The sequence below is a fragment of the Streptomyces shaanxiensis genome (genome assembly GCF_039537145.1).
In the GTDB taxonomy this organism is placed as follows: domain Bacteria; phylum Actinomycetota; class Actinomycetes; order Streptomycetales; family Streptomycetaceae; genus Streptomyces; species Streptomyces shaanxiensis.
This window is the reverse complement of sequence record NZ_BAAAZY010000012.1, coordinates 102,113-119,646: the sequence shown is the minus strand read 5'-3', so window position 1 is coordinate 119,646 and position 17,534 is coordinate 102,113. Positions and strand designations below refer to the sequence as shown.

16 protein-coding genes are annotated in these 17,534 nt (G+C 69.8%); 5 read left to right on the top strand and 11 right to left on the bottom strand.

Annotated elements, in window-relative coordinates:
- Positions 1 to 6: 6 nt before the first annotated feature.
- Positions 7 to 366 (bottom strand): NADH-quinone oxidoreductase subunit A, encoded by a 360-nt coding sequence (locus ABD932_RS23565; RefSeq protein WP_003992243.1) that lies wholly within the window; start codon positions 364 to 366, stop codon positions 7 to 9.
- Positions 367 to 1,078: 712 nt separating this feature from the next.
- Between ABD932_RS23565 and ABD932_RS23560 the strand changes: the two genes are divergently transcribed.
- Entirely contained in the window at positions 1,079 to 1,912 is an 834-nt protein-coding gene (locus ABD932_RS23560) for a C40 family peptidase (protein ID WP_345015528.1), read from the top strand.
- Positions 1,913 to 2,002: 90 nt separating this feature from the next.
- Here ABD932_RS23560 and ABD932_RS23555 read toward each other — a convergent pair whose 3' ends face one another.
- Positions 2,003 to 3,847: a hydroxysqualene dehydroxylase gene (locus ABD932_RS23555; protein WP_345015527.1), complete on the bottom strand. Its 1,845-nt coding sequence runs from the start codon at positions 3,845 to 3,847 to the stop codon at positions 2,003 to 2,005.
- A 90-nt stretch (positions 3,848 to 3,937) separates the two neighbouring features.
- On the opposite strand from ABD932_RS23555, the gene def reads away from it, so the two are divergent.
- Positions 3,938 to 4,579 carry a peptide deformylase gene (gene def / locus ABD932_RS23550; protein WP_345015526.1) on the top strand — a complete coding sequence of 214 codons (642 nt, stop codon included), beginning with the start codon at positions 3,938 to 3,940 and terminating at the stop codon, positions 4,577 to 4,579.
- Positions 4,580 to 4,592: 13 nt separating this feature from the next.
- On the opposite strand, the gene ABD932_RS23545 is transcribed toward def, so the two are convergent.
- Positions 4,593 to 5,912: a geranylgeranyl reductase family protein gene (locus ABD932_RS23545; RefSeq protein ID WP_126394173.1), complete on the bottom strand. Its 1,320-nt coding sequence runs from the start codon at positions 5,910 to 5,912 to the stop codon at positions 4,593 to 4,595.
- Positions 5,913 to 6,010: 98 nt separating this feature from the next.
- Here ABD932_RS23545 and ABD932_RS23540 point away from each other — a divergent pair, with 98 nt between their 5' ends.
- Positions 6,011 to 6,517, top strand: a complete 507-nt coding sequence (locus ABD932_RS23540) for a GNAT family N-acetyltransferase (protein WP_345015525.1) — start codon at positions 6,011 to 6,013, stop codon at positions 6,515 to 6,517.
- A gap of 158 nt (positions 6,518 to 6,675) precedes the next feature.
- Positions 6,676 to 6,987, top strand: a complete 312-nt coding sequence (locus tag ABD932_RS23535) for a PASTA domain-containing protein (RefSeq protein WP_345015524.1) — start codon at positions 6,676 to 6,678, stop codon at positions 6,985 to 6,987.
- Here ABD932_RS23535 and ABD932_RS23530 read toward each other — a convergent pair.
- From ABD932_RS23530 to ABD932_RS23515, 4 genes are read right to left on the bottom strand one after another with little or no spacing between them, the layout of a single operon-like run.
- Positions 6,974 to 7,669, bottom strand: a complete 696-nt coding sequence (locus tag ABD932_RS23530; protein ID WP_093905366.1) for a demethylmenaquinone methyltransferase — start codon at positions 7,667 to 7,669, stop codon at positions 6,974 to 6,976. The genes ABD932_RS23535 and ABD932_RS23530 overlap by 14 nt on opposite strands.
- 23 nt (positions 7,670 to 7,692) lie before the next feature.
- Positions 7,693 to 8,874 (bottom strand): acyltransferase family protein, encoded by a 1,182-nt coding sequence (locus ABD932_RS23525; protein ID WP_425587505.1) that lies wholly within the window; start codon positions 8,872 to 8,874, stop codon positions 7,693 to 7,695.
- Positions 8,875 to 8,901: 27 nt separating this feature from the next.
- A complete protein-coding gene (locus tag ABD932_RS23520; RefSeq protein ID WP_345015523.1) occupies positions 8,902 to 11,247 on the bottom strand; it encodes a bifunctional polysaccharide deacetylase/glycosyltransferase family 2 protein in 2,346 nt (781 codons plus the stop codon).
- Between the two features lie 19 nt (positions 11,248 to 11,266).
- A complete protein-coding gene (locus ABD932_RS23515; protein ID WP_345015522.1) occupies positions 11,267 to 11,683 on the bottom strand; it encodes a hypothetical protein in 417 nt (138 codons plus the stop codon).
- A gap of 237 nt (positions 11,684 to 11,920) precedes the next feature.
- Between ABD932_RS23515 and ABD932_RS23510 the strand changes: the two genes are divergently transcribed.
- Positions 11,921 to 12,958 carry a chitinase gene (locus ABD932_RS23510; RefSeq protein WP_345015521.1) on the top strand — a complete coding sequence of 346 codons (1,038 nt, stop codon included), beginning with the start codon at positions 11,921 to 11,923 and terminating at the stop codon, positions 12,956 to 12,958.
- 86 nt (positions 12,959 to 13,044) lie between these two features.
- Here the strand turns inward: ABD932_RS23510 and ABD932_RS23505 are convergent, their stop codons facing one another.
- The 4 genes from ABD932_RS23505 to ABD932_RS23490 all read right to left on the bottom strand — a co-directional run bounded on the left by ABD932_RS23505 (position 13,045) and on the right by ABD932_RS23490 (position 17,465).
- Positions 13,045 to 13,650: a hypothetical protein gene (locus ABD932_RS23505; RefSeq protein WP_345015520.1), complete on the bottom strand. Its 606-nt coding sequence runs from the start codon at positions 13,648 to 13,650 to the stop codon at positions 13,045 to 13,047.
- 7 nt (positions 13,651 to 13,657) lie between these two features.
- Positions 13,658 to 14,857, bottom strand: coding sequence for a cyclic dehypoxanthinyl futalosine synthase (mqnC, locus tag ABD932_RS23500; protein ID WP_345015519.1), 1,200 nt, complete (start codon positions 14,855 to 14,857; stop codon positions 13,658 to 13,660).
- Positions 14,858 to 14,951: 94 nt separating this feature from the next.
- Entirely contained in the window at positions 14,952 to 15,695 is a 744-nt protein-coding gene (locus ABD932_RS23495) for a prepilin peptidase (RefSeq protein WP_345015518.1), read from the bottom strand.
- A gap of 45 nt (positions 15,696 to 15,740) precedes the next feature.
- Positions 15,741 to 17,465 carry a protein kinase domain-containing protein gene (locus ABD932_RS23490; RefSeq protein ID WP_345015517.1) on the bottom strand — a complete coding sequence of 575 codons (1,725 nt, stop codon included), beginning with the start codon at positions 17,463 to 17,465 and terminating at the stop codon, positions 15,741 to 15,743.
- Between the last annotated feature and the right edge of the window lie 69 nt (positions 17,466 to 17,534).

Genomic DNA, 17,534 nt, shown 5'->3' with positions numbered 1-17,534 from the left:
AGCCCCTCAGTCCCATTCCAGGCCGCCGCGCCGCCATACGTACGCGTACGCAACGAAGACGGTGAGCACGAAGAGCAGCATCTCCACGAGCCCGAAAATCCCCAGGGCGTCGAAAGTGACGGCCCAGGGATAGAGGAAGACGATCTCGATGTCGAAGACGATGAAGAGCATCGCCGTCAGGTAGTACTTGATGGGGAAGCGCCCGCCGCCGGCCGGCGTGGGGGTCGGCTCGATACCGCACTCGTAGGCTTCGAGCTTGGCCCGGTTGTATCGCTTCGGACCGATCAGCGTGGCCATGACCACGGAGAAGATCGCAAAGCCTGCCCCGAGGGCTCCCAGTACGAGGATGGGCGCATAAGCGTTCACCGCTCCTCGCTCCTCTCAGTCGGCACTGACTGCTGGCGGTTGCACTGGGCTCACAGCCGCCCCACCGATCCCACGAGCCCCGCTCGTCCCGGCGAAGATCGAGAACATGTGAAGCAGGTCACAAGCCCAACTGCCTCGCATCTTATGCCCGCCGCTCTGTGATCTGCGACACGGGGTATTACACAAGCTTTGTGATCTCCACCACCTGACGAAGGATCATGAAGCCGGATGAGCGGTGATCTTCACACGAGAAGCGTTCGAGTGATCACCAGAGGTGACATTTCCACTCGTCAGTGCAGCTCGGAAGGGGCGTCTCAATATCAAGAGACTTCCCTTGCATGCAAATTGGTGCTGGACGGGATGCCTTGATAGAGGGCGCGTTCACACATCAGAGGGAGCGCCGAAGCGGGATGTGGACGCGTGCACGCATTCACGAGCGACGCCGGACGCGATCCGGGCACAGGACGCGCACGCCGCCGTAATCGTTGCGTGACCTCTGCCACACCAACAAGAGACCCCGAGAACCGGGCTTGGCCACCGGTCTCAACAAGTGGTAGGCGATGGGCAATCCGGACTTAATGATGAAAGGACGTGATCACGGGCCGAATGGGCAGCGTCCGCAATGTCCGTTACGGCGTCAATAAGGGGCGGAGTGCCGGGGAAATGGGGCGGCGATTGAACAACTGTGGCGCAGCCCACGTTTCTTGAAGGTATGGAGGAGCCCCTGATACCGGTTGTTCTCATGTCCCACACCGCTCACATACGTAGCCACCGGAAGCCCCGCCGCAGCGCGTCGTCGTCCATCGCGATGCGTGCCGGAGTTGCCGGTGGCGTCCTCAGCATGGCAGCGGCTGGTGCGTCGGCCACGGCGAACGCCGCCGAGCCGGTGACGCAGACCATCGAACTGCCCACCCTCACGGGTGACCTGGCGGACCAGCTCGCCCAGTCCGCGGACGCCACTCAGCTGGCGGCGGCGAACTACGAGCTCGACGCCGAGCGTGACGCGGCCGCCGCCGCGGCCGCCAAGGAGGCCAAGAAGGACCTCGCCGAGGCCAAGAAGAAGGCCGAGGCGAAGAAGAAGGCCGAGGAGGCCCGCAGGGCCGCCGCCGAGGCCGCCGCTTCGCGCAGCGCCGAGCGGACCACCCTGTCCGCTTCCGCGAGCACGAGCACGAGCGTGGCCGCTCCCGCGAGCGGCAGCGTCGCGACCGTCATCTCCTTCCTCCAGGCGCAGGTGGGCGACGCGTACGTCATGGGTGCCACCGGCCCCAACGCGTGGGACTGCTCCAGCCTGGTCCAGGCCGCGTTCAAGCAGGTCGGCGTCGACCTGCCGCGGGTCTCGCAGGACCAGTCGATGTCCGGTACCGACATCCCGCTGTCGCAGATCCAGGTCGGCGACATCCTCTACTGGGGCGGCAAGGGCTCCGCGTACCACGTGGGCGTCTACATCGGCAACGGCCAGTACCTCGACGCGGCCAACCCGTCCAAGGGTGTCGTCATCCAGGACCTTTCCGGCTATCCGGCGTCGGGTGCGGTGCGCGTCCTCTGACGTACGGCCGTACAGCACAGGCGTACGGAAGGGGCCGCAGCCGCTCGGGGGCAGCGGCCCCTTCCGTTCTGTCCGAGGAGGGTCTCCGCCCTACCCGAGGTCGAAGGTGTTGGGCAGGCCCAGCTTGTAGCGCACCTCGTCGACCCGCTTGAGGGGCTCCATCTCCGGGGGCCGGTACAGCTCCCGGATCTCACAGCGATCGGCGCCCGAATTGTCCGCGTCCAGGAGCGCGTTGACCGCGAGGCGGGCCGATTCGTTGGCGCCCTCCATCGTCGCCAGGTCCACGTCGGTGCGGACGTAGTCGCCCGCGAGGAAGAAGTTCGGAACCTTTGTGCGGGCCGTGGGGCGGTTGTAGAGGGTGCCCGTGGGGTGGATGAGGAGCTGCTCGCGGTTGCGCGGGTCGGGGCCGCCCAGGCCCGTCACCGCCGGGTCCATGAACCAGCCGAGGCGGTCCTCGTCCCGGAGCGTGGTCTTGCCGGCGTCGTTCAGGCCGTCCTTCAGCTGGGCCCAGAGTTCGGCGACGACCTCCTCCTTGGTGCACTCCTTGGCCGTCTTGCCGTAGAGGATGCCCGGCTTGTCCCACTCCGAGATGATGGCGGAGAGGCAGTCGTGGGCGCGGCCGTCGCCGTAGTCGCGGGAGAAGTCCCGGCCGTCCCAGAACTGGGCCTGGCCGATGCCGGTCACCGACCAGGGTGAGTCGAGGCAGTTGATGTGGCCGTGGACCACCGGGGTGGGCGTGCGCAGATAGAACATCACGCCGGTCATCCAGTCGGTCTGGAGGGCGTCGCAGCGCGCGAGCTGCGGGTCCGCCGCGCGCAGGGCGGGGCCCCACGTCACGCGCGCGTGCTCGACCGGCAGCGCGGAGACGTAGTGGTCGGCGGTGACGGTACGGTCGTCGCCGCCGTCGCGGGCCGAGACACGGACGCCGGTCACGCGGCCGCCGTCGTAGAGGACCTGGCGGACGTGGGTGCCGAGGACGAACTCCACTCCCAGGGAGCGCAGGTGTGTCTCCCAGGGGTCGATCCAGGCCTCGCTGGTGGGGGCGTTGAGGATGCGGTCGATGTCGGCGTCACCGTCCATGCCGCGGCCGAGCAGGCCCCACAGGAGCAGGGCCTCGATGATGACGCGGCCGACGGTTCGAGTGGAGGCGACCTCCGCGCGCGTGGCGACGAGGTTGCGGGTCTGGCCGATGCCGAGGACGGTCTGGTACTCCTCGCTCATCTCCTCGGCGCGGATGAAGTCCCACCACGCGACCTTCTCCCACTGCTCCTCGCGTCGTGCCTCGCAGCTGGTGAGGTGGACGAGGAGGCGGTCGGCGAAATAGGCGGCCTCGTGGGCGGGGAGGCGGGTGCCGAGGTCCAGCACCGAGAGGATCTGGTCGCGGATCCAGCCGAGGGTGAGGTCGCCGGGGCGGGGCGGGGTGGTGGCGCGGCGGAGCGGGAAGTGCAGGTCGGGGCGGCCGCCGGCGCGGGCGAACAGGGCCTCGGTGCCGCTGACGAGGTTGTCGTGGACGCCGTTCGCGTTGCCGGGGACGGGGATGCGCCGCATGGTGTCCGGCAGGTTCCGGTAGAAGCCGGGGAAGAAGCGGAAGCCGTGCTCGGCGGGGAGATCGGCTCGGCCACCGGCGGCCGAGCCCGGTACGGGCATCGAGCGGGCCTTGCCGCCGAGGGCGTCGTAGTACTCGTAGACGGTGACGGCGTAGCCGCGTTCGGCGAGTTCGTGGGCGGCGCTCAGGCCGGAGACGCCGCCGCCGAGGACGGCGACGCGTTTGCCGGAGCTGTTGGACAGGGCCGCGGCGGACGCTGCGCCGGCCGTTCCTAAGGCACCCGCGGCGAGGGCCGCTCCCCCGGTGGCCGTGAGGAAGCGTCTGCGGGTGTGGCCGGACGGCGCGTGGCCTGTCTTCTCCTGGGGCTCCTGGGTGTGTTCTGTTGTCATGATTCCCGGAGGGTAGGGAGGGGCTCCGAAGGTCGGAAGCCCGATTCCCGGTCACCTACAGCATCCTCACAACCACAGGGAGAAACAGCCATGCCGAGTGTGTTCGTCCAGGGCAGGCCCGTCGAGTCGTATCCGCCGCTCGCGCCCGAGGCCCGGCGCGGGTCGGTGCGCAGGATCACCGAGACGGGCGAGGAGGTCCTGCACAAGCCGTGCCGGGACGTGACCGAGTTCGGGCCCGATCTCGCCGCGCTCATCGACGACATGTTCCTGACGATGTACATCGCGGACGGGGCGGGACTCGCGGCCAATCAAGTCGATGTCGATCTGCGGCTGTTCGTGTACGACTGCTCGGACGACGACGGGGTGCGGCACGTCGGGCACATCGTCAATCCGGTGCTGGAGCCGCTCGACGCCGCGCACCGCAGGCTCCTCGACGACAGCGAGGGGTGCCTGTCGGTGCCGGGCGCGGTGATGGACGTACCGCGCCCGGACCGGGCCGTGGTGCGCGGGTTCGACAGGGACGGCGAGCCGCTCGTGATCGAGGGCACCGGGTACTTCGCCCGTTGCCTCGCGCACGAGACCGATCACTGCAACGGGCAGGTCTATCTGGACCGGCTCTCCAAGCGGGAGCGGAAGGACGCGCTGCGGCAGGTGGCGGACCGGCGGGAGGGGGTGTTCGCGCGCCGGGCCGCCAACGTCGAGGCCCTCGGCAAGGCCCGGCCGACCGGCTGACCGGTGTCGGCGCCTAGGCCTTCGGCGCCACCTTGCTCAGCCCGTTGATGATCCGGTCCATGGCGTCGCCGCCCGTCGGGTCGGTGAGGTTGGCCAGGAGCTTCAGGGTGAACTTCATCAGGAGCGGGTGGGTCAGGCCGCGCTGGGCCGCGATCTTCATGACCTTCGGGTTGCCGATGAGCTTCACGAAGGCACGGCCCAGCGTGTAGTAGCCGCCGTAGGTGTCCTTCAGGACGCGCGGGTAGCGCTGGAGGGCGAGTTCACGCCCCGCGGGAGTCGAGCGGGCGTGGGCCTGGACGATGACGTCGGCGGCGATCTGGCCGGACTCCATGGCGTAGGCGATGCCCTCGCCGTTGAAGGGGTTCACCAGGCCGCCGGCGTCGCCGACCAGCAGCAGGCCCTTGGTGTAGTGCGGTTGGCGGTTGAAGGCCATGGGGAGGGCGGCGCCACGGATCGGGCCGGTCATGTTGTCCGGGGTGTAGCCCCAGTCCTCCGGCATGGAGGCGCACCAGGCCTTCAGCACCTCGCGCCAGTCGAGCTCCTTGAAGGAGTCCGAGGTGTTGAGCACGCCCAGGCCGACGTTCGACGTGCCGTCGCCCATGCCGAAGATCCAGCCGTAGCCGGGCAGGAGACGGTCCTCGCCGGGGCCGCGGCGGTCCCAGAGCTCCAGCCAGGACTCGAGGTAGTCGTCCTCGTGGCGGGGGCTTTCGAAGTACGTCCGTACGGCCACGCCCATCGGGCGGTCCTCGCGGCGGTGCAGGCCCATCGCGAGGGAGAGGCGGGTGGAGTTGCCGTCGGCGGCGACGACCAGGGGCGCGTGGAAGGTGACCTCGCGCTTCTCCTCGCCGAGCTTGGCGTGGACGCCGGTGATGCGGCCGGTGCGGTCGTCGATGATCGGGGCGCCGACGTTGCAGCGCTCGTAGAGCCGGGCGCCGGCCTTCTGGGCCTGGCGGGCGAGTTGCTCGTCGAAGTCGTCGCGCTTGCGGACGAGGCCGTAGTCGGGGAAGGAGGCGAGATCCGGCCAGTCCAGCTGGAGCCGGACGCCGCCGCCGATGATCCTGAGGCCCTTGTTGCGGAGCCAGCCCGCTTCCTCGGAGATGTCGATGCCCATCGCCACGAGCTGTTTCACCGCGCGCGGGGTCAGGCCGTCACCGCAGACCTTCTCCCTCGGGAACTCGGTCTTCTCCAGCAGGAGTACGTCGAGGCCGGACTTGGCCAGGTGGTACGCCGTCGTGGAGCCAGCCGGCCCCGCGCCCACGACGATCACATCGGCGGTGTTCTCGGAGAGCGGCGAGGAGAGAGGTGAGGAGAGCGGCTCGGTCACGTCGGTCACGGCGGGATCTCCCCAAGTTCGAAATCTGTGTGCCGACCGGCACTGGACATGGGCAGTCTATTCAGCAGCATTGATCACCCGGCTGAAGGGCTGCCTCCGTGAACCGAGTTCTCCCTGTCGTACGGCTCCGCGTCCCCACCGACGAGGACGCCTTCGCCTGGCACCGGATATTCGCCCACCCGGATGTCATGGAGTTCCACGGCGGCAGGGCCGCGGAGCTGTCCGTCTACGAGGAGCTCACCGCCCGCCAACGCCGGCACGACGCCGAACGCGGGTACTGCCTGTGGACCATGCTCGACGAGGACGAGCGGGTCATCGGCTTCACCGGAGCCCAGCCCTGGGAGCGGGACTGGGGTCCCACGGGGGAGATCGAGATCGGCTGGCGGCTCGGGCGGGAGTGCTGGGGCCAGGGGTACGTCACGGCGGCCGCGCGGATGACGCTGGAGCGGGTGCGGGCGGCCGGGGTGCCGAGCGTGGTGGCGATGGTCGACGCCGGCAACGCGCGGTCGATCGCGGTGACGCGGCGGCTGGGCATGGAGCTCGCCGAGGTGTTCACCACCCCGGACGGACGGCAGAAGGGGCACTGCTACCGGCTCGAGCTGTGACCGGCCGACAAGCGGATTCCCCACTCCCAGTTCAGCCACACTGAGTAATCAACTGTTACAGAAAGGTACTTGGCGCTTCCGGACGGTACCCCCGGGCGGTTACCCTTCCAATACCGCTGGGGGTGACATCTGTGCGCATAACACCCAAAACGCCCGAGGTGCGCGTACCGAGGCTCGTCGGACTGATGGCCATGGACGCGCGCGAGGCAGCGAAGTCGCACGGCCTGGTCCTCAACGCACCGGATCGGCCGGACTTCCACCTCACCGTCGTCGACTACGTCGTACGCCAATATCCCCAGCCCGGTGCCGAGGTGCCGCAGGACTCGATGGTCTACATCTGGTTCGACCTCGGCGAGGGTGAGGGCGGCGGAGGCGTACGTGAGCCACGCATCCCGCGGCCGCCCTCGGGTGGGATGCAGCGCGAACTCGACGAGCCCGGAGACCCGTACCCCGTGGTCAGCTCTGCTTGAATCCGCGGTGCAGGGTCACGACCCCGCCCGTCAGGTTCCGCCAGGCCACCTTCGTCCAGCCGGCCTTGCGCAGGTGCTCGGCGAGGGCCGGCTGGTCGGGCCAGGCTCGGATGGACTCGGCGAGGTAGACGTACGCGTCGGGGTTCGACGACACCGCACGCGCCACCGGGGGCAGGGCGCGCATCAGGTACTCGGTGTAGACGGTACGGAAGGGCGCCCAGGTCGGGTGCGAGAACTCGCAGATCACGACCCGGCCGCCGGGCCGCGTGACCCGGTACATCTCACGCAGGGCGGCGTCGTAGTCCTGGACGTTGCGCAGCCCGAAGGAGATCGTCACGGCGTCGAAGGTGTCGTCCTTGAACGGCAGCCTCGTCGCGTCGCCCGCCGTGAACGGCAGCCAGGTGTGCTTGCGCTTGCCGACCTGGAGCATGCCGAGGGAGAAGTCGCAGGGGACGACGTACGCCCCGCTCTGCGCGAAGGGCAGCGAGGAGGTGCCCGTCCCCGCGGCCAGGTCGAGGACCTTCTGCGCGGGGCGGGCGTCGACGGCCTTCGCGACCTCCTTGCGCCATCTGCGGTCCTGGCCGAGCGACAGCACGTCGTTGGTCAGGTCGTACCGTTCCGCCACGTTGTCGAACATCGAAGCGACTTCGTGCGGCTGCTTGTCCAGGGATGCGCGGGTCACGGGCCCATTGTGGCAGTACGGCCTCACGGGGCCGCAGCATGGCCTCCCTGGGTCGCGGCACGGGCGTCCAGGGCCGCGGCACGGGCGTCCTGGGTCGCGGCACGGCTTCCCGGGAGGAGCGTCGGCTTCTTCTTCCCGGCCACGTCCTCCACCCATCCGCACAGCAGCACGAACACCGCGATCAGGATCCAGCCGATGCCGAACATGAACCACTGGCTCTCCAGCGGCAGGTAATTCTCGAACGCGGGCACGTTCCAGAACTGGTCGATCAGCGGGACGGCGAGGATCAGGGCGATCTCGTGCCAGAGGTAGATCGTCACGGCCCGGGCGTTGAAGATCGTGACGAGCCGGTCGAGGCGGCGGAAGCGGGTGAGCCCGGCGAAGTCGACCTTGAAGTGCGCCTTGGCGTACATCAGCAGCGTCACGTAGCCGGCCGACCAGAAGGCCTGGGCGAGCGCGATGTCGTCCAGGTCGTAGGAGCCGGTCTCGGCCTGGTGGGTGAAGGCGTACCAGCCGCCGTAGCCGATCGCGGCGAGCGAGAGGACAACGACCGCGGAGGGCTTCAGGCGCTGCAGGACGCCGTCGCGGTGCGCGAAGCCGAGGATCCAGCAGAAGAGGAAGGTGGCCAGGTCGGTGAGCGCGCTGCCGACGCGGTTGTCCGGCGGCTCCCAGAGGAAGTGGAGGACCAGGATCGGGGCGAGGGACAGGAGCAGGACCGGTACCGGGGCCAGGCGGAACACGCGCAGCATCAGTGGGGAGAGCAGGACGAACCAGAGGTACGTCCGCAGGTACCAGAGGATCTCCCAGGCCTGCCGGCCCCAGGCGTTGCCCGGCGGGTCGCCGAGCGGCACCACCCAGTAGACGATCTGCCAGCCCGGCATCCAGTCGTGGATCAGCATCGCGACGACCACGAAGAGGCCCCAGAACCAGAAGGGGGGCAGCAGGCGGCGCAGGCGGCTGCGGACCACCTTCAGCGCGGGGCGCTCCAGGGACTTCGCCATGAGGGTGCCGGCCAGGGCGAACATGACCCCCATGGAGGGGAAGACCATGCCCGCCCAGACCCAGCCGAAGGTGTGGTACGTGACGACTCGGACGAGGGCGACAGCTCGGAGGGTGTCGAAGTAGCGGTCGCGTCCGGTCGACCTGGGCGGGGGTGGTGGTGACGTGTCGGCTTCCCTGCCCACAGCGGTCGGTACGACCTGCACCGCGCCCCCTCGCCTGTGCGACCCCACTCAGCTCACCCCCGCCGGCGTCCCGACCTCACCGGTCCGCTTCAGCTTCTGCCAGCGCAGGCGGCCGCCCGTCATGGCGGTGATGCAGGAGTGGATGAGGACGAGGTACATCATCTGGCGGTAGGCGAGTTGCTGGAGCGGCATCATCAGCAGGTAGCGGTACTGCTCGCGGTCGAGCCGGAAGGCGTACGCCGCGCACAGCAACTGCACCCCGAGCACCGCCAGCCACGCCAGCAGGGCCGCCTTGAAGTCGATGAAGATCATCGAGTAGACGGTGAAGACGTCGATGAGCGGGGCGAAGACGGGCGTGACGATCTGGAAGATGACGACCAGAGGCATGCCGACCCGGCCGAAGCGACCCGAAGGACCCTTGTCCGTCAGGGACTTGCGGTGCTTCCACAGCGCCTGCATCGTGCCGTACGACCAGCGGTACCGCTGCGACCACAGCTGCTTGAGCGAACCCGGCGCCTCGGTCCACGCGCGCGCGTGCTCCTGGTAGACGACCCGCCAGCCCGCGCGGTGCATCGCGATGGTGATGTCGGTGTCCTCGGCGAGGGTGTCCTCGCTCATGCCACCGACCTGCAGCACCGCCTGGCGCCGGAACGCACCGATCGCGCCGGGGATGGTCGGCATGCAGCGCAGCAGGTCGTACATACGGCGGTCGAGGTTGAAGCCCATCACGTACTCGATGTGCTGCCAGGCCCCGATCACGGTGTTGCGGTTGCCGACCTTGGCGTTGCCGGCGACCGCGCCGACCTCGGGGTCGGCGAAGGGCTGCACCAGGTGCCGTACGGTGTCCGGCTCGAAGACGGTGTCGCCGTCCATCATCACGACGATGTCGTAACTGGCGCTGCGCACCCCGTTGTTCAGCGCCGCCGGCTTGCCCGCGTTCTCCTGGCGGATGACGCGGACGTTGGTCATGCCGAGTTCGTGGGCCGCGTCGCGGGCGATCTCGGAGGTGTTGTCCGTGGAGCCGTCGTCGACCACGATGATCTCGATCGGATGGGTGCTCTGCGCCAGTGACTTGAGGGTGTTGGCGATGCACTCCTTCTCGTTGTACGCCGGGACGATCACGCTCACCGGTTCGTGGACCGGCGGTCCCCAGCTGAACCGGCGTTTGTTGCGCTGGCGGTAGTGGCGGCGGGCGAGGAGCAGCATCATGCCGAAGCGGCCCAGGACGGCGACGCCGACGACCATGAGGCCGACCGACAGCACCGGTACCGCCCATTCGGCGACGGCAACCGCTCCGATCAGGGCCTTCCCCTCGTAGAGGGTCGCGCCGGTGGCCTCACGGTGGGCGGCCTGCAGGGCCGAGATCCCCGACCCCGTGCCTGCGGCACCGGCCTGCCCGTTCGGGCCCTGCTGCCCCGGACCACCGGGCTGCGCACCACCTGGCTGCTGACTGGAGGCCGCCGCGCCGGCGCCCGCCTGCTGACCGGACCCCGCCTGCTGACCCCCGGCCGCCTCCTCCTTCTGCAGCACCCCGCTGATCGTCGTGAAGGTGTACCCCTTCGCCTGCATCTTCTCGATGTACGTCGGCAGCGCCTTGATCGTCTGCGACCGCTCGCCACCGGCGTCGTGGAACAGCACGGACGCGCCTTCCCCGTCCTCCGGCGTGGCCCACTTGATGATCTTCGAGACGCCCGGCCGCTTCCAGTCGTCGCTGTCGGTGTCGACGAAGACGCTGGTGTAGCCGTCCTCGCCGAGCTTCTGGTAGACGGGCCAGCTGTAGTTGTCGATGGCGTCCGTCTCCGAGGAGTACGGCGCCCGGAACAACGTGGTCGTGATGCCGGCCGCGCCCGCGAGCGCGAGCTGGGTCTGCTGCATCTCACGGTTGACGCGGGCGTCGCTCTGGTACGAGAGGTCGACGTGGGTGAAGGTGTGGATGCCCACCTCGTTCCCCTGCTCGACCATGTCCGCGACGATCCCCGGATAGCGCGAGACCATCGAGCCGACCACGAAGAACGTGGCGGGGATGTCGTACTTCTTCAGGATCGCCAGGACTTGAGGCGTCCAGGTGGGGTTCGGGCCGTCGTCGAAGGTGAGCGCGATGGTCTTGTCCGGCACGGAGACCGTGGTCGCCTGGCCGCCCCGGAAGGTGAGGATCGGGCCGCCGTCGAGGATCTTGTCGGGCACCTTGCCGGCGCTGGCTCCGGTGCGCACCCGCTGGTCGCCGCCGACTTCGGCGCGCAGATAGCCGTCGAGCAGCATGACGCTGGTCAGCGCGAGCAGGAGGAGTCCGGCGAGGATGACACGCGGTTTCTGCAGGGCCGCAGCCCTGCCCGCCGCCCGCCGGATACGGGTCGGGGCGCGACGGCGGCCGCGTGAGGGAGTGGTCGTAGTCATGAGTGTGGGTGCGTTCCGGTCAGTTGGCGGTGGCCGGGGAGGCGGACACGGTCGGGGCGGCGCTGGGCGGCTCGCCGGTCGCGGTGCCCGAGGGCGGAGTGCCGGTGGGCTTCGTGGGCGGGGTGGCGACACCGCCCTGCGGCTGGGCTCCGCCGGGGCCCGAGTTCGGGCCGGCCGCAGGGCCACCGCCCCCGAAGGGCAGCAGTTCGGACGGGGTGAGCGAGGTGCCGACGCCCATGAAGGCCATGCCCAGCACGACCGCGTATCCCATACAGGCGACGCCGACCAGGAGACCGATGCGCCGCAGCAGCTTGGAGCGGCGTCCGGAGTTGTCAACGAACACGGGCCCCTCGAGGGACCCGTTGCCGCGTTTGCGGCGGCGACCGCGCACAGCGGGCTGGGCGGCGCGGTTTTCGATGGCAGGCTCGGATTGCATGCCCCGGATATTAGGGAGCCTTTATGTGCCAACGACTCCGTACTTCATGTGAGACGCCCATGAGAAACGTCTTAACCTGTCCGTTCCCTGAGAGTTTCCGCGAACGCCTGCGCACCTCACAGCCATATGAAAGGAGTTGAAGGACCAGACCTGGGCCGCGTGTGAGACATTGCCGACCGGCACACGTATTAGTTTCTCCGGCCTGAGACAGAAATCATGAAAGCGGGTACACGAGCAATGCGGAGTTTCCTGACCACGGCGGCCGGGCTCACCTGCGTATGTGCACTGGCCATCACGGGGTGCTCCGCGGGCTCCGACGACGGTACGGCGGACGCGGCGCCACCGACTCAACGACAGCCCGGCGCATCGCCCTCCGCCTCGGCCTCGTCAGGCGCGTCGAGCACGTCCTACGCCCCGTACGTCAGCGCCACCGAGGCCTCCGACCTCGACTCCGCCGGCTCCCCGGCGACGTACAACCTGGCCTTCGTGATCTCGGACGGCAGCGACTGCGCGCCCAAGTGGAACGGCACCACCGCCCTCTCCGACTCGGCCGTGAAATCCCGTATCACCAAGCTCACCCAGGACGGCGCCTCCGTCCGGGTCTCCTTCGGCGGCGCCTCCGGCAAGGAGTTGGCGGCGACGTGCGACAGCGCGTCCGAGCTGGCCGACGCGTACGGGAAGGCGCTGGACGCGGCGGATGCCTCGCTGGCCGACTTCGACATCGAGGGCGACGAGCTGACCGACTCCGGCTCGGTGGACCTGCGCTCGGAGGCGATCGCCCTGCTGCAGAAGGAGCGCAGTGACCTCAAGGTCTCGTTCACGCTGCCGGTGATGCCGTCCGGGCTCGACGACGACAGCGTGGCGCTGCTGGAGTCCGCCAACGAGCACGACGTGCAGGTCTCCACCGTCAACATCATGACGATGAACTACGGCGAGTCGTACACCGGCGACATGGGTGACTATGCGCTCACCTCGGCGAAGGCCACGCACGCCCAGTTGAAGGAGATCTTCGGTACGTCGGATGCGACGGCGTGGAGTGCGATGGCATTGACCTCGATGCTTGGCGTCAACGACGTCGACAACGAGACGTTCTCGCTCGACGACGCGGCGCAGGTGCGGGAGTTCGCGGAGGAGAAGGGGGTTGGGTGGGTGTCGATGTGGGCGACGTTTCGGGATCAGGAGTGTGGTGACGATTCGTCATCCGATGACGCGTTGACGAATTGCAGTGGGGTGGATCAGGAGGACGGGGCGTTTGCGGAGGCGTTTTCGGAATGAGCTCGGGTGATTCTGTTGTATGCGGGCTGCGGGTAGTTGGTGGTTGCTCGCGCAGTTCCCCGCGCCCCTGAAAACGGGGCGCTGTCCTACCGTCGGCGGTAGACGATCCGGCCTTCCACCACCGTTGCCACGCACGTGCCTGCGCCGCGCTCCGCCAGTTCCGTTTCGTCCCGTACGTCGAACACCGCGAACCGGGCGGCTGAGCCCTGCTCCCTCGGCTGCGCGAAATCCACCGGCATCCCACAGGCGTACGGGTCGAGCGACGCCACTCCGCCGGGACGCCCGATCCGGCCCACGACCCCCAGGCCGGAGCGGTGCACGGCGTCGCGCACCGCGCGGTTGCGTACCGTCTCGCAAGCCGCCGCGACCGTGCCGTGGGCCAGCATCCGCTGCACACCACGCCGGGCGCTCGCACCCCAGCGGGCGTCATCCATGGCGAGGGCCGCCAGTGAATTCCCCGTCAGCGGCTCGGTGCCCAGCGCGTCGGCCTCACGCGGATCGGGATGGTACGCCTCCTCCAGCAGCTCCGTGCCGTACAGGTTGACGATCCCGGGCGTCAGGATGCCCGGCCACTGGCGCACCCGCGCCTGCGGATACGCGGCGGCAAGTTCCTCCAGCGCCCCCGCGTCCGCGATCCACGCGCCCTTGACGACAAGCGCGTGGCCCCGGGAATCGGCATGAATCGTCAGCACGTGAGCCCTAGTTGGAAGCCAGGATCTTCAGCTCGGGGTGCGCCGTGCCGCCCTCGATCGCCGTGGAGGAGATGTGGGACGCGACCCGCTCGTCGACGGGGTCGTTCGCCGGGTCGTCGTGGACGACGAGGTGCTCGTACGTCGTCGAGCGCTGGGCCGGCACCCGCCCCGCCTTGCGGATCAGGTCGATGATCTCCATCCGGTTGGAGCGGTGCTTGGCACCCGCGCTGGAGACGACGTTCTCCTCCAGCATGATCGAACCGAGGTCGTCGGCGCCGTAGTGGAGCGACAGCTGGCCGATCTCCTTGCCGGTGGTCAGCCAGGACCCCTGGATGTGCTGGATGTTGTCCATGAACAGCCGCGCGATGGCGATCATCCGCAGGTACTCGAAGATCGTGGCCTGCGTACGGCCCTTCAGGTGGTTGTTCTCGGGCTGGTAGGTGTACGGGATGAAGGCCCGGAAGCCGCCCGTGCGGTCCTGGACGTCACGGATCATCCGCAGGTGCTCGATGCGCTCGGCGTTGGTCTCGCCCGTGCCCATCAGCATGGTCGACGTCGACTCGACACCGAGGCCGTGCGCGATCTCCATGATCTCCAGCCACCGCTCGCCGCTCTCCTTCAGCGGGGCGATGGCCTTGCGCGGCCGCTCGGGCAGCAGCTCGGCGCCGGCGCCCGCGAAGGAGTCGAGGCCGGCCTCGTGGATCCGGGTGATGGCCTCCTCGACCGACACACCGGAGATCCGGGCCATGTGCTCGACCTCGCTCGCCCCCAGGCTGTGGATGACGAGCTGCGGGAAGTCCTTCTTGATGGCGGCGAAGTGCTTCTCGTAGTACTCGACGCCGTAGTCCGGGTGGTGGCCGCCCTGGAACATGATCTGGGTGCCGCCGAGTTCGACGGTCTCGGCGCAGCGCCGCAGGATGTCGTCCAGGTCGCGGGTCCAGCCCTTGGCCTTGTCCTTGGGGGCCGCGTAGAAGGCGCAGAACTTGCACGCCGTGACGCACACGTTCGTGTAGTTGATGTTGCGCTCGATGATGTACGTCGCGATGTGCTCGGTGCCCGCGTACCGGCGGCGGCGTACCGCGTCGGCGGCGGCGCCCAGCGCGTGCAGCGGGGCGTCCCGGTAGAGGTCGAGCGCTTCCTCCGGGGTGATGCGTCCGCCCGCTGCGGCACGGTCGAGCACAGACTGCAGGTCGGCCTTCTCGGTCACCGGAGCGTCCCTTTCGTCAAGGGTTGAGGACGGACCGAACCAGCCTACGCCAGGCCTTTTGCAAGGCGGACCTCAGGCCGAGCCCGCGCCGCCGTCAGGCCGCGTAAGCCCCGATCAGCAGCCCCACCAACGCCCCGCCGAGCAGGAACGGCCCGAACGGGATCGCCGACTTGCGCCCGGCCCGCCGCAGGGCGACGCGCCCCCAGCCGTACAGCGCCCCGGAAAGGAACCCGGCGAACGTGCCGAGCATGACCGTCGGCCAGCCGTACCAGCCCAGCACCGCCCCCGCCGCGAGCGCCAGCTTCACATCGCCGAAGCCCATGCCGCCGGGGTTGACGAGGTACAGCACGTAGTAGAAGGCGCCGAGCGCGAGCGCGGCCCACAGGGCGGTCGGCCACTCACCGGCGTGCTCGGGGACGAGGGCGACCAGGCCGAGCAGCACCAGCGCGGCGGCGGCGAGCGGGAGGGTCAGCGGGTCGGGCAGCCGCCGTACCCGCAGATCGACGACCGCGAGCAGCACCCCGACCGGCGCCAGCAGCAGCCAGACGCCCAGCTCGGGCCGGGTGCCGGTGGCGGCGGCGAGGGCGGCGCAGACCAGGGCGCCGACGGTGGCGAGCCTCGGGGCGCCGGGGCCGTACGGCGTACCGGTCCCGCACGGTCCGCACCGGGCCCGACCGATCCACCCCCCGCCGAACCCCGCGATCGGATGCCCGCCCGGACAGCGCTCCCGCCACCCCTCCTCCTCCGGCACGGAGAACCGGTAGGCGGCCCGCGGCAGGAGCGAACCCGCCACCGCACCCCACAGCGCGGCGACGGCCACCAGCACAGCGGTCACCACAGCCCCCACCCCGTGTCTTCGCACCCCACCAGATACCCCGCCCCGTTACCCGACCTTCGACAACCGCGCCTCGGGATTCCCCTCCGCGTCGCTCTCGGAGCGGTACACCAGGTCGTCGCCCGCCGGGGTGATCCGGACGGTGTGCGGGGTCGGGTTGCAGCCCCTGTGGTTGGTCTTCCTGCCCACGGACGTCACGACGAGTTCCTTCGCCGTCGCCTTCTTCAGGGTCAGTACGTCGTTGCAGACGCCGCCGAGCAGGTCCGTCTGCCGGAGGGTGCCCAACTCCTCGCCGATGTCGGCCTTGTGCACGGTGAGCCGGAAGGTCCCGGCCGGCAACGCGCCGTCCAGGGCACTGGCCTTGCCCTCCCAGGTACCGACGTATCCGGCGGGGACGGCGCTCGCGGCCGGGGTGGAGGCGTCCTTGCCCGGCGCCTGCGAAGAGGCCGCCCCTGAATCGGCGTTGGTGTCCTGGTCCCCGCCCGGCAGCAGCTCGAACACGAACACCGACCCCACGGTCACCGCGGCCAAGGCCCCCGCCACCGCGAGCGCCACCGTGCAGCTCAGCCGCCGCCCACGGCCGTCCTCCACCGGCGTCGAGGCCGCCGCGACGGAGACGGAGAGCTTGCCGGGGCGGTGCTCGGATGCCGGGGCGGTGTCCTGGGGCGGTACGGCGTCACGCGGTTCGGGTACGGCGACGGGGGCCACGGACGCGGACGCGGAAGCGGTACCAGGTGCGGGCGTGGGCGTGGGATTGGGCACGGGCGCGGGCGCACCCCCCGGCATCACCGGCGGCGGACCGAACTCCCCGACCGTCGCCTGCCGGCTGAACCCCACCGGCCCCGAGGCGACGTCCTCTCCCGTATCGCGCGTCTCCCCCGCCTCCAGGTTCAGCAGCCGCACGGCACTTCGGCTGACCTGCTCCACCAACGCCCCCGGCAGCCATCCGCCCGCCACCACCCGAGCCGCGCCGTCCGGAGCCAGGCGCCGGGCCACCTCCGCCGGCGTGGGCCGCGCACCGGGCTCCTTGGCCAGACAGGCCGCCACCAGGTCTCGCAACTCACCGTCCAGCGGGCCGAGTTCGGGCTCCTCGTGGACGACCTTGTACAGCAGCGCCGCCGACGAGTCCCCGGTGAACGGCGGCCCGCCGGTCGCCGCGTACGCCAGCACCGCGCCCAGCGAGAAGACGTCCGCCGCCCCCGTGACTTTCTTGCCGAGGATCTGCTCGGGCGACATGTAGCCGGGCGAGCCGATCGAGACGCCGGTCGACGTCAGGGAGGCGGTGCCGTCCATGGCGCGCGCGATGCCGAAGTCGATCAGCAGGGGGCCGTCCATCGTCAGCAGGACGTTCGACGGCTTCACATCCCGGTGCACCAGCCCCAGTTCGTGCACCGCCGCCAGCGCCTCGGCGAGCCCCGCCCCCAGCACACGTACCGAATGCGCGGGCAGCGCGCCCGAGCCGGCGACCGCCGCCGACAGCGACGGCCCCGCCGCGTACTCCGTGGCCACCCACGGCACCGCGGCCTCCGGGTCCGCGTCCAGCACGGACGCCGTCCAGGCACCGCCGACCCGGCGCGCCGCCTCCACCTCCCGGCGGAAGCGGGCCCGGAACTCCTCGTCCAGCGCGAAGTGCGGGTGCACGATCTTGACGGCGACCGTACGGCCGCCCGCGCTGCGTCCGGCGTACACCCGCCCCATCCCGCCGGAACCGAGCCGCCCCAGCAGCCGGTACGGCCCGACGGCGGTCGGCTCGTCCACTCCGAGCGGCTGCATCGGCGCCCACCCCTCCCCCGTACGGCCCATCACGTCCGTAGAACTGGCAGCAGATTAGTGCGGAAGCAC